We start from the raw sequence: 12,052 nt of genomic DNA, 5'->3' as shown, positions 1-12,052 counted from the left end.
GGCCCTATGCCACCCACTCTTGTTGGCAGTGTCCAGGCCGTCTAGGCCAAAGAACACGGGTAGAACGTTTGGTTAAAAAAGTCGATGACTTCGTTTTCGAACGCATTGATGCGCTCATGAGCGTATTTGGCATAGATGATATGCCTCCGGTCACACTCAAGACCGTTGAATACGGCAAACTGGCCCTTGGGATCGCTCACGGCATCCATGAGCGATGTGCCCATGAGCACCGATCCACGCACCCGAGACGACAACGCCTCGAGGCCACCGGGAATTGGATTGGCAACCGCCGTGCAGGCGAGGCCCCGCTCGTCCAGAGCAGAAACCGCCAGCGCGACTCCGCCGCCAAGGCCCTCGCCCCATGCAAAGATGCGGTCGGGGTCCACGCCATCAAGATTGCGCGCCACCTTCGCCATCGCGCAACCCCAACGGACGCGCTTGACAAAAGCAGGAGAGGCAATCCCCTGCTGCAGCTCGCTGGATCCAATCGCCTCATCGTCCAGCGCAAGCACGGCATATCCCATGGCGGCAAACCTCGTCATGTGATGCCATCCACGCACGGGTCGGTCGATGTCGTGAAACATCAGACAGAGCGGCACAAGCTCGGATGCCCGGGCGTGACCTAAGGGCTCAATCAAACGGCCGTGTACGACATACCCGCCGAGTTCAAAGGAAACCTCGGAGTAACGCGCGCACGGATTGACGAAATCAATCGCCGTAACAGTCAGGCCGCAAACCTCAAAGTCCGAGGCGGCTGTCTCTAATTTGGAAACATCCGCAGAAGCATCGCCGCGCCAACCCCGGAAATCAGAGAGCCTTGACGAAACCGTTCCAGGCATCCCCGCGAGCCTGGGGACAATCAGCTCGTCGACATTGCTCTCGCACTTAGACATGAGCCTCCCCTCCCTCGCAGAAAAACGGAATGATCATGTCGTCAAAGTCCTGAATCTCCTCGTGGCCAAAGCCCTCAAAGAACTCGTGTCGCTTCTCACAGGCCAGGTTGTTGTAGACCGCAAACTGCGTCGCTGGCGGACAGACGGTATCGGCTGTGCCGGTGCCAAACAGCACGGGGCATTTGACCATAGGGGCAAAGTTCTTGGAATCGAAGTACGCCAGCTTGGCATAGGCTTCCTCGATACGAGTCGAGTCCTCGTCAAACCAACGCGACCAATAGCGCAGACCCTCGTAGGCTATATCGTCGGCGTCCAGATCCCAAACCAGGCGGAAGTCCGATAAGAAGGGATAGAGGATGGCGGCGCGATTGATAAGCTCGCTGTTAAGTGCACAGGTCGCAATGCCCAAACCGCCGCCCTGCGACGCGCCGTTCACAAACACACGGGCAAGATCGATGCCCTCGAGCTCGCGAACGATGTGGCACAGGATGCGAATATCTTGGTGCAAGCGGACATAGTAGAGGTTGGCCGGATCGCCGTCGATACCGGCGACGATATGGCCCGCGACCGTTGTGCCCTCAAATCCACCAATGTCCTCGGAGGGACCTCCTTGGCCGGGGCAGTCGAGGGCGATGAGTGCCATGCCCATGCCCGCAAACGACGCCTGCTCAAACCAGCTGCGGCTTGCACCCGGATACCCATGGAACTGAAGTACCAATGGCACGGGCTCGTCCGAGACGGGTTTAAGGTACTTGGCATGCAGGCGAGCGCCACACATGCCGGTATACCAGAGGTCGAAAAGCTGGCAGGTCACGGCATCGGTGACCGATGCCGTCTCGATCGCATAGTCAAGCCCGACGGCGTCGGCCTCGGCCATGCGGTCCTTCCAAAAGAGATCGAAATCTGATGGACGGGGCATGGCGCCCCGATACCCACCAAATTGCTGTTGTAGCTCCTGAGCACTTGGCATGGCTCGTGAACCCAACCTTTCGAAATCGCAACGGAGGTGCGCCCGGCAAGGGAACCGGGCGCACGGGAGGGAAAGCGAGGCTACTCGCCGAGCTTGGGATGCAGCAGCGACGGCGCAGCACCGAGCAGCATCTTGGTGTAGGGGTCCTGAGGGTGCTGGAAGACCTGCTTGGCCTCGCCCTGCTCGACGATCTTGCCGCCATTCATAACGATGATGTCGTCAGAGATATAGCGGACCGTCTGGATGTCATGGCTGATGAACACCATGGCCAGGCCGAGCTCCTTCTTAAGGTCGGTCAGCAGGTTCAGAATCTGCGCACGGACCGAAACGTCCAGAGCCGAGGTGGGCTCGTCGGCGATGATGGCATCGGGGTTCAACGACAGGGCACGGGCAATTGCGACGCGCTGGCGCTGGCCGCCCGAAAGCTGGCCGGGAAGAACCTCGGCGGCGGAGCTGGGCAGACCGGTGAGCTCCAGGAGCTCCTTGACGCGCTTCTCCTGCTCGGCCTCGGTACCCAGGTTGTGGACGCGCATGGGGTCGAGCAGCTGCTCGCGAACGACCATGCGGGGATTGAGCGCCGTAGCCGGATTCTGGAACACGACCGAGATGACACGGCCCATGTGGCGACGGTCCTCGGCGGTACGCTTGGTTACGTCCTTGCCCTTAAAGTAGACCTTGCCGCTCGTGGGGGCCTGCAGGCCGCACATGACGTTGGCGGTGGTGGACTTACCGCAACCGGACTCGCCGACGATGCCGATCGTCTGACCGGGCATGAGCCTAATCGTTACACCCTGGACGGCGTGAACCAGGTTGGGGTGCAGAATCGAGCCGGTACGGGTCCTAAAGGTGACGTGGACGTCATCAAGGAAGATGATCGGCTCGACGCCGTTGACTGCGGTCTCGCTCATCTACATCACCTCCGCGTGAGGGGTCAAACCATTTGCCTTGAGCACCTCGTCGGGGAGCTCGGAATAGAAGTGCTCGGTGCCGGGCACGCGCTTAAAGACCGGACGGGTGTCCAGGCCAATGCGCGGATGGCTCGAGCGGGGCGCGAAGCGATCGCCCTTGGGGAAATCGCGCGGGCTCGGAACGGCGCCGGGCACCTGGTGCAGACGGCCCGAACCGCTCTCGATGGACAGAACGGAGCCCAGAAGACCGCGGGTGTACTCGTGGATCGGGTTAGTGAGCAGCTCCTTGGTGGGCGCCTGCTCGATAACCTGACCGGCGTACATAACCGTGATGTTATGGGCGACCTCGGCGACCAGCGCCAAGTCATGCGAGACGAAGATCATGGCAAAGCCGAGCTTGGCCTGAAGGTCGTTGAGCAGCTTGATGACCTGCTTCTGGACGGTAACGTCCAGAGCGGTCGTGGGCTCGTCGCAGATGACCAGCTTGGGGTCGCGGGTAAGGGCCATAGCGATCAGGACACGCTGACGCTGGCCACCGGAAAGCTCATGCGGGTAGCTCTCGAGCGTACGCTTGGGGTCGAGGCCCACGAGCTCCAGGAGTTCCTCGGCGCTGCGGGTGCCGCCGCGCTTGGTGAGCTGCTTCATCTGGGCAGAGATGAGCATGGAGGGGTTGAGCGAGGACAGGGCGTCCTGATAGACCATAGCGATATCGGTACCGCGCAGGCCGAACCACTCCTTCTTGCTCATCTTGAGCAGGTCGCGGCCCTCCCAAAGGACCTCGCCGGAAAGGTGCTCGTCATCGTCGGTCAGGCCCATGATGGCCAGCGTGGTGATGGACTTACCGCAACCGGACTCGCCCACCAGGCCCATGGTCTGACCAGGACGGACGTCAAAGTTGACATGGTCGACGACGTTGATATCGCCGTGATGCTCAAACTGAATGCAGAAGTCACGGACCGAGAGAATCGGTTCGACAGACTCGTCGGGCACATGGCGATCGTCACGCTTGAGCTCGACATCGCGCAGGGCGCCAAGGCGAGCGGAGAGGGACTGGGCCTGCTCCTTGTAGGCGCGAACGGGGTCGGAGACCAGCAGGTCGGCCTCGCGACGCTTGGAGGAATCGGTCGGATCCAGGGCGGCGGAGGGAGCAGCGGCCATGGCGTCGGTAATGCCCTCGGAGAGGATGTTGAGCGCCAGGCAGGTGATCATGATGGCCAGGCCCGGGAACAGCGCCTGCCACCAACGGCCGGCGAGCACGCCGCCGCGGGCGTCGGCGAGGATGTTGCCCCAGGTAGCGGTGGGCTCCTGGATACCAGCGCCGATGAAGGTCAGCGAGGCCTCGAAGATGATGGCGTCGGCGACCAGGGTAACGGTGAAGACCATGATCGGGGCGATGCAGTTACGCAGAACATGCTTGATCAAAATCCACGGAGCCTTGGCGCCGGAAACGATGACCGCGCGGACATAGTCCTCGCCGTACTCGGACACGATGTTGGCGCGCACGATACGGGCAATCTGCGGAGTGTACATAAAGCCGATGGCGAAGATGATCGACGGCACGGAGTTGCCCAGGATGGAGACGAAGACGGCCGCGAGGGCGATGCCCGGGATGGACATGATGATGTCCAGGATACGCATGATCGTCTCGGAAACGGCCTTGCGCGAAACCGCCGCAAGGGCGCCCACGACCGAGCCGCAGACCAGAGCCATGGCAGTGGCGCCAAAGCCGATAATCAGCGAGTAACGACCACCGTAGAGCATGCGCGACAGAATGTCGCGACCCTTATCGTCGGTACCGAAGATAAATCCGTTGCCGGGAGCCTGGCGAGCCGTAAAAATCTCGACCGGGCTATAGGGGGCAAGAAGGGGCGCCAGAATCGCAGTCAGGGCGACCAGCACCAACACGACGGCGGCAATCTTAGAAGACAGCGTCATCTTCTTCCAGCCACCGAGCTTGAGCCCCTTGGAGGCAGCCTTCTCGAGCTGCTCGGTTTGCTTCTCTCGAATCTTTACCATAATCTACACCGTCCTGATGCGCGGGTTGATGAGCAGGTAGAGCATGTCAACCACGATGTTGATGATGATGAAGGCAAGAGCAACGACGATAACGACGCCCTGAACCAGGTTCGCCTCGTTGCCCTGAACGCCCTGCAGAATCGCGGTGCCCATGCCGGGGAGGTTGAAGATAACCTCGATGACGACGGCGCCGCCCATGAGGTAACCGATCTTAAGACCGAGGGTGGTGACCGGGGTGATCAGCGCATTGCGAAGAACGTTGATGCCGACGACGACCTTCTCGGGAACGCCGGCGCCGCGAGCCATACGGACATAATCCTTATCGAGCTCCTCGACCATGGCGGTACGCACGATACGAGTCATCTGGCCCGTCAGCGGAAATGCCAAGGCGATAGCGGGCATGATCATACGTCCCAGATAGCCAGCCGGATTCGTGGTGAAGTGAGGCAGAGCACCCGATGCCGGAAGCACCTTAAGGTAGGAAGAGAACAGCAGGATCAACAGAACGGCAAGCCAGAACGACGGGGTTGCCAAGCCGGCGATGGAAAAGACACGGATCACTTGGTCCGGCCATTTGTCGCGATACAGTGCCGCGATGACGCCGAGTAAAAACGAAACGACCGCACCGATGGCAAGGCCGATGAAGGTCAGCTGCATCGTGACGGGCAGGGCCGTGGAGATGCGCTTGGCAACGGAGTTGCGAGCAGCACCATAGGTGCCCATGTCGCCATGGATCAAATCGCCCATATAGCGCACGTAGCGCACGGGCCAGGGGTCGTCCAGACCATACTTCTCATGGTACTCGGCAACCGCCTCGGGCGAGGCACCGTCACCCAACGCCGTGTAGGCGGGGTCGGTCTTGGAGAACGACATAAGGAAGAACACCAGGACGGTGACGCCCAATGCCATGATCGGCAGCGCCACAAGACGCCTTCCAATCAAACGTAGCAAGTTGTTCACGTTCTCTCCCCTTTCTTTTGTCGGTAGGACCAACTGGTATATGAGTACGGATACTCATTACAAGACCCGAGCGACATCGTTGCCGCCCGGGTCTTTGTTTCAACTATGAGGATACGGTCCCAACGACCGACATCCTGCATACAGACTCAAGCGAGTCTTACGCCTTGACGGTCGCAACGCCCCTGAAGGACATGCTCGTCGTACCGATGCCCTTGAAGCCATCGAGGGCCTCGCCGTTGGGCGCAGTGGACGGATCGTCCCAGGAAGCGGAGACGGTCTTGACGTGGACAACGGGATACAGAACGGCGTTGTCGGCAATGATGTCGAAGCACTCGTTCCACTTCTTCTGCTGCTCATCGCCCTCAGCGGCAAGAGCCTCGTCCATGAGACCGTGGAGCTTCTGCCACTCAGCGGACTCCTTCCACGGGCAACGGGTCTGCATCCAGACGTTGTCGCCGTACCACCAGTTGAGCAGCAGGTCGGGGTCGGCGCCGAAGCAGGAAGGATCGCCAGGGGCAAGGAGGATATCGTAGGCCTCGCCGCCGTCGATGGCAGCGTAGGTGGCCGGCGAGGTATCGGTCTGGATGGTCACATCGAAGCCGAGAGCGTCGAGGTCATTCTTGACCTGGGCGGCCATGCCCTTAATCTGCTCGTTGTCGGTGGTGCGCAGGGTGATGGCACCCGGAGTGATGCCAGACTCCTCGATGAGCTTCTTAGCCTTCTTGGCGTCGGTCTTGTACACCGTGGAAGCCTCATGATAGTTGGTGAAGCTCTTGGGCAGGTAGCAGCTGGCAGCGGTGGCAAGGCCGGCGAAGGTGTTGCTGACCATCTTCTCGGTGTCGAGCGCATACATGACAGCCTGACGGACCTTGACGTTGTTCCAAGGCTCCTTGGCGACGTTGAACATGATGAAGCGGGTGCCGAAACCCTGAACGTTATCGATCTTGCAGCCGGCGCTCTCGAGCTGGTCGACGGCGTCAGCGGTAACGAGCTCCATAACGAGCGTGGAGCCCTCCTGCTGAGCGGTAACGCGAGCGGTGGGGTCGGTCAGGATGCTGTACTGGATCTTCTTATCCTCGGCAGCATACTCACCGTTGTACTCGGGGTTGGGAACCAGGGTGATCTCGGTATCGGAGATAGAGTCGTACATCCAGGGGCCGGAGCCGATCGGCTGCTTGGCGCGATCCTCCTCGGTCTGGGTGGCCGGGGTAACGCGGACGATGGCCAGACGATCCTTGAGCAGGGAGAAGTTGGGGACCTTGGTCTTGACCGTCACGGTGCTGGCGTCCTTGGCCTCGATGGACTCGAAGGGCTGGAAGAACGGAGCATAGGTAGCGGAAGCGGCGCAAGCGGTGTAGGAGGCAACGACATCGTCAGCGGTGACCTCGGTGCCATCGGAAAACTTGGCGCCCTTGCGGATGGTGACCTCGAAAGTGGTGTCGTCCACAGACTTGGGATCGTCGGTGGCGAGCTCGTTGAAGGTACTGTAGTCGTGGTAATCGATGCCGTAGAGGCCCTCGACGACGTGCCAGTTAGCACCCAGGCCCACAGCGGAGCCGGTGCTGGCGGGATCGAAGCTGGACGGAGCGTAAGCGGAACCAGCGGTGATCACGCCGCCGCCACGGTTGGCGGAATCGGTGGAACCGGAAGCGGAACCCTCGTCGCTAGAGCTGCCACCGCAGCCGGTGAGACCAAGCCCTGCGACAGCAGCGACGCTGCCGGTGAGGCCGAGGAACGAACGCCTGGACATACCCTTGTTGATGATGGCCATGTCTTCTCCTATCAATAGAGAATCTTACCCGGGAGCGCCTAGACGTGCCCCCGCGCAACTTGCGGACGATATATACCTTACCTACCGACGAACCCAACTGAGGTGCCGCGCTCGGCGACCGATACATACATACGCTTGAACGGTATTTGCTACCGTTCACCGAATTCATTGACAAACGATTCGCCAGACAGTATGTATCGACGAGGTGAGATATCAGTCTTCGTCAACCCGCAGGATAGCAGGGTTGTTCACCATGGCTAGTCAAACGTTTTAGCGTTAATTAAACCCGAAATCGGCTGGTAATCGCCGTGAAATAAATGATTGAAAATCACGCAATCATGTATATCAGTTGTTTAGAGGCGTGTTTAGTTTTCGGATTGCTTTGCCGCCGCCTCGGCGCGCTCGGCATTCCATGCAACGAGCGCCTCGTGAACCGCTTTGGCGACATCGGCAGGAATGCCTCGAACTTCCGCGATCTCTTGCTCGCTCGCCGCGCGCAAACGCTTCATCGAGCCAAAATGGCGCATAAGGGCACGTTTTCTGGTGGGTCCCACGCCTGGAACGTCATCGAGTACCGAAACCGTCATGGCTTTATCGCGCAATTCGCGATGGAACGTGATGGCAAAACGGTGCGATTCATCGCGCACCTGTTTAATTAGATAGAGCGACGCGGACCCGGTCGGCAGCACGACGGGAGTCTCGTCCCAAGGCACGAAAACCTCCTCATCGGCCTTTGCCAAGCCACAAACTGGTATATCGAGCCCAAGAGCCTCAAGTTGCTTGATCGCAGCGGTCAATTGCGGCTTACCGCCATCGACAACGAGCAAATCGGGGCGCGAGCCAAAGCGCTCGTCGGCCATGCGCTCGGGAGCATAACGTCGTCCCAAAACCTCGGACATCGACACGAAGTCGTTTGCCTCGTCCAATTCGGCCTGAATTTTAAAACGACGATACTGGCTCTTGTCGGCGCGCCCGTTGGTAAACACCACCATCGAGGCGACCGTAAAGGTGCCATGCAGTGTAGAGATATCGAAGCACTCGATACGCAACGGCGGCGATGGCAGCGCCAACGCACTTTCGAGCTCCAGGAGCGCTTGATTAGTGCGGTCGTCAGCGTACCCCGTTCGCATCATGTAGCGCATGAGGGCATGGCGCGCATTTTTGGATGCCATATCGAGCAGACGGTGCTTTTCGCCACGCTGCGGCCTATGGAGATGGCAGGAACGCTCACGCTTGCCCGCAAGCCACTCCCCCAGCGCCTCCGCATCCTCAAGCTCGACGGAAAGGTTGACCTCAGCTGGAATATCAGCCGTCTCGTCGTAATAGCGCTTAAGAAAGCCCGACTGGAGCTCTTCCTCGTCAACATCAAGACCCTTGTCGAGAATGAACTCGCAGGTGCGAACTGTTCGGCCCTCGCGAACGACGAAGACGCAAGCGGCGGAGATGGTCTCCTCGCGATAGAAACCGATGACATCTATATCGACACTGGAGGGAAAAACGACTTGCTGACGATCGTCCAGACCCCTGATGACCTCCAAACGACGTTTGACGCGTGCCGCGCGCTCAAAGTCGAGCGCCTCAGCGGCATCCGTCATCTCGGAGGTCAGCTCATCGACGACATCCTTGCGATGGCCCGACAAAAAGCGCTCGACACGCTTGACGTTCTTGGCATAGTCTGCCGGGGAAATCGCGCCGACACACGCACCCGGGCCGCGCCCGACATGGTAGTCAAAGCAGGGGCGCCCGTTTTGCGCGCAAATCATATTGACGATGTCTTCCTCGCCCTTGTGGGACTCGACGATACGGCGACAACGACGCCACTCCGCACAGGATGCGGAGCAGATGGGGATAACCTTGCGCAGCGTATCTATCGTCTCACGTGCCGCGCGGCTATCGGTATAAGGTCCAAAATAGCGCGTTCCCGGCTTATGACGCTCACGCGTGTATTTGATAGCGGGATACAGGTCGCCCTTTGTAATGGCGATAAAGGGGTAGCTCTTGTCATCCTTGAGGTCGACGTTAAAGTACGGATGGTACTGACCAATCAAATTGCGCTCGAGCACCAACGCCTCGTGCTCGGTCTCCACCACGATATAGTCAAAGCTCGCCACCAGCTGCATCATCAGCGGGATCTTCTGGCGCTCGTCCTGCAGCGTCACGTACTGACGCATACGGGCGCGCAGGTTTTTCGCCTTGCCCACGTAGATGACATCGCCCTTGGCGTCTTTCCAAAGGTAGCAGCCGGGCTGCGTGGGAACGCGCGAAACCTGCTCGGCAAGCGTTGGAATGTTGTCGTGACCGGCCACGCGCACCTACTTGCGACGAAGCAGCGCCGAGACCTCGGGCATCTTAAGGACGACGGCAAGGCCAAAGGTAACAGCAAGCGAGACGACACCCGCAACGCAAACGTAGCCAAGAGTAATCAGAATCGAGCCGCCAAGTGCCCCGACAAAGTGCTCAAGCGCCCACATGACGCCGGCGCCTGCGGCAGCACCCAGGCCACCGAGCAAAAGTCCAAAGAAACCGCCATGCAGGATAGATTTAACCTGAAGACCACGCAGACGACGACGCAGCCACCACAGCGAGCAACCGACCAAGATCACGTAGTCGACGACATACGAAAGCGCGATTGCCGGCATACCGAAGCCCAGCACAACGCCAAACAGCAGAACCGAGCCGGCCTGGCCGATGGCGGAATACAGGCAATAGCGGCTATAGGGCTTCATGTCGAGCAAGGCAGAGAAGCTCTTCTGCATCAGCACGACCACGCCGTAGAGCGGCAGGGAAAGTGCCAGGTAGATAAGGAACTCCGACACCAGCGCCACACCGGACTCATCGAACTTGCCAGCGCAGTAGATCATGTTGAGCGGACGCGCGAAGACAATCAGGTACAGCGCGAATGGAATCAGGAAGAACAGCATCTGGGCGACGCCACGCGAAATGCCCGTGCGGACGCTGTCGTAATCCTTCTCCTGTGCGTCGTGAGAGAGCTCGGTATAGAGCGCCGTCGAAAGCGAGGCGGCAATCAGCGCGTAGGGCAGCGTGTACCACAGGCGCGCATAGGCGATGACGGAAGGACCAGTCTCGGGCTGGACCACCAGCGCAGCAGCGTTGGTGATAGAAGTCGAGACAAACATGCACACCGTGGCGAGCAGCGTCGGGATACCGAGCGCAATCGTCTGGCGCAGTGCGGGGTCCTTAAAGTCGATATGGATATGGGGATGCACGCCGTGCTTGCCAAGCGCGGGGATCTGACATGCCATCTGAACAAAGACACCGAGGGTCGTACCGGCCGCAATCAAGATGATGCCGGCACGTTCGCCAAACTGTGCGGACACGGGCGCAAAGCCCATAAAGCTCGCAATGACGATCACATTGTTGAGGACCGGGGCAAACGTCGACCAGAAGTAGTCGCGGTGTGCGTTGAGAACCCCCGAAAACACCGAGCCCAAACCATAAAACAGAATCTGGATGGCAAAGAAACGGAACATGAACGCAGCGGTATCCATGCTGCCGCCGTCACCCGAAAGGAACGATTGCGTCCAGATAAAGCCCGGGGCGAACACGGTCCCCAGTAACGAAATGCCACCCAGCACCAAAAGCAGAATGCCGAGCAGGTTGCCCACATACTCGTTCGAGGCCTCGCGACCCTGCTCACGCCTCACGCCCATGTACACGGGCAAAAAAGCCGTCACGAGCATGCCGCCCATCACGAGTTCGTAGAGCATATTGGGCAGGTTGTTGGCGACCTGATAGGAAGACGAGAGTAGCGACATGCCGATAGCGGCCGCCATTGCCCACGTGCGGATAAAACCGGTGACGCGAGACACGATGGTCAGGATGGTCATAAGCCCGGCGGAACGACCAACCGTGGAGTAGTCCGACGAGCCCATGTCGTCAGTGTTATCTCGCGACGAAGAGGCTTCGGATGAGGGTGCCTGAGACGCAGATTCTTTTGCAAAATGAGCTCCGCGCTTCAATTCTTCCTGCGGCATCGCTCAGTCCTCTCTCGTAATCGCGGCAACCGTCGCCCCGCAAAATGCAATTAAATCATCGGGTGCAAGCTCGAGCTGATAACCACGCTTGCCTCCCGAAATAAAAATGGTATCCCAAAGGACACATGTCTCATCAATGAGCGTCCGGTAGCGTTTTTTCATACCGACCGGGCTGCAGCCGCCGCGAACGTAGCCAGTCGCCGCAAGCAAATCCTTCACATGCATCATGGCCAAAGACTTCTCCCCCGCGGCACGCGCGGCGGACTTTAGATCGAGCTCGTCGGCAACAGGGATGCAGCACACGACATAGTCGTTGGACGGCGTCACGCAGACCAAGGTCTTAAATCCTTGACCGGGCTCCTCGCCAAGCTGCTCCGAAATCGCGACCCCCAGGCCCACCGACTCATCGCCATCGTCTTCGTACGTATGTAGAACATAGGAAATGCCGGCGCTTTCCAGCTCGCGCATCGCATTGGTTTTTGGCGTCTTTACAGCCTTTGCCATGGCATATCCTTTCCCTCGCATTCGGACGCAAGGTT

Annotated in this window: 9 protein-coding genes; all 9 read right to left on the bottom strand. The window is 59.5% G+C overall.

Annotated elements, in window-relative coordinates:
* Positions 1-41: 41 nt before the first annotated feature.
* The 9 genes from DWV58_RS02810 to ybaK all read right to left on the bottom strand — a co-directional run bounded on the left by DWV58_RS02810 (position 42) and on the right by ybaK (position 12,017).
* Entirely contained in the window at positions 42-893 is an 852-nt protein-coding gene (locus tag DWV58_RS02810) for an acetylxylan esterase (RefSeq protein WP_117776107.1), read from the bottom strand.
* Positions 886-1,863: an acetylxylan esterase gene (locus tag DWV58_RS02805; protein ID WP_117776106.1), complete on the bottom strand. Its 978-nt coding sequence runs from the start codon at positions 1,861-1,863 to the stop codon at positions 886-888. Before DWV58_RS02805 ends, DWV58_RS02810 begins: the two co-directional genes overlap by 8 nt.
* Before the next feature lie 80 nt (positions 1,864-1,943).
* A complete protein-coding gene (locus tag DWV58_RS02800) occupies positions 1,944-2,771 on the bottom strand; it encodes an ABC transporter ATP-binding protein (RefSeq protein WP_089573612.1) in 828 nt (275 codons plus the stop codon).
* Positions 2,772-4,787, bottom strand: coding sequence for a dipeptide/oligopeptide/nickel ABC transporter permease/ATP-binding protein (locus DWV58_RS02795; protein ID WP_035138893.1), 2,016 nt, complete (start codon positions 4,785-4,787; stop codon positions 2,772-2,774).
* 3 nt (positions 4,788-4,790) lie between these two features.
* Positions 4,791-5,747: an ABC transporter permease gene (locus DWV58_RS02790; protein WP_055251823.1), complete on the bottom strand. Its 957-nt coding sequence runs from the start codon at positions 5,745-5,747 to the stop codon at positions 4,791-4,793.
* A gap of 157 nt (positions 5,748-5,904) precedes the next feature.
* Positions 5,905-7,518, bottom strand: coding sequence for an ABC transporter substrate-binding protein (locus tag DWV58_RS02785; RefSeq protein ID WP_035138897.1), 1,614 nt, complete (start codon positions 7,516-7,518; stop codon positions 5,905-5,907).
* A 365-nt stretch (positions 7,519-7,883) separates the two neighbouring features.
* The gene (gene uvrC, locus DWV58_RS02780) at positions 7,884-9,824 is read right to left on the bottom strand and encodes an excinuclease ABC subunit UvrC (RefSeq protein ID WP_324249369.1); all 1,941 of its coding nucleotides are present in this window, start codon (positions 9,822-9,824) and stop codon (positions 7,884-7,886) included.
* Between the two features lie 6 nt (positions 9,825-9,830).
* The gene (gene murJ / locus DWV58_RS02775; RefSeq protein WP_233540484.1) at positions 9,831-11,513 is read right to left on the bottom strand and encodes a murein biosynthesis integral membrane protein MurJ; all 1,683 of its coding nucleotides are present in this window, start codon (positions 11,511-11,513) and stop codon (positions 9,831-9,833) included.
* Positions 11,514-11,516: 3 nt separating this feature from the next.
* A complete protein-coding gene (gene ybaK, locus DWV58_RS02770; protein ID WP_006236166.1) occupies positions 11,517-12,017 on the bottom strand; it encodes a Cys-tRNA(Pro) deacylase in 501 nt (166 codons plus the stop codon).
* Between the last annotated feature and the right edge of the window lie 35 nt (positions 12,018-12,052).

The organism is Collinsella sp. AF11-11, assembly GCF_003465485.1.
Taxonomy (GTDB): Bacteria; Actinomycetota; Coriobacteriia; order Coriobacteriales; family Coriobacteriaceae; genus Collinsella.
The sequence above is the reverse complement of the archived record's forward strand: the minus strand, read 5'-3'. Positions and strand labels throughout refer to the sequence as shown.

Excerpts from the sequence above, each read along its gene's own strand:
- DWV58_RS02785 (WP_035138897.1), bottom strand. The coding sequence starts at position 7,518 with ATGGCCATCATCAACAAGGGTATGTCCAGGCGTTCGTTCCTCGGCCTC.
- murJ (WP_233540484.1), bottom strand. The coding sequence starts at position 11,513 with ATGCCGCAGGAAGAATTGAAGCGCGGAGCTCATTTTGCAAAAGAATCT.
- ybaK (WP_006236166.1), bottom strand. The coding sequence starts at position 12,017 with ATGGCAAAGGCTGTAAAGACGCCAAAAACCAATGCGATGCGCGAGCTG.
- DWV58_RS02810 (WP_117776107.1), bottom strand. The coding sequence starts at position 893 with ATGTCTAAGTGCGAGAGCAATGTCGACGAGCTGATTGTCCCCAGGCTC.
- DWV58_RS02805 (WP_117776106.1), bottom strand. The coding sequence starts at position 1,863 with ATGCCAAGTGCTCAGGAGCTACAACAGCAATTTGGTGGGTATCGGGGC.
- DWV58_RS02795 (WP_035138893.1), bottom strand. The coding sequence starts at position 4,787 with ATGGTAAAGATTCGAGAGAAGCAAACCGAGCAGCTCGAGAAGGCTGCC.
- DWV58_RS02800 (WP_089573612.1), bottom strand. The coding sequence starts at position 2,771 with ATGAGCGAGACCGCAGTCAACGGCGTCGAGCCGATCATCTTCCTTGAT.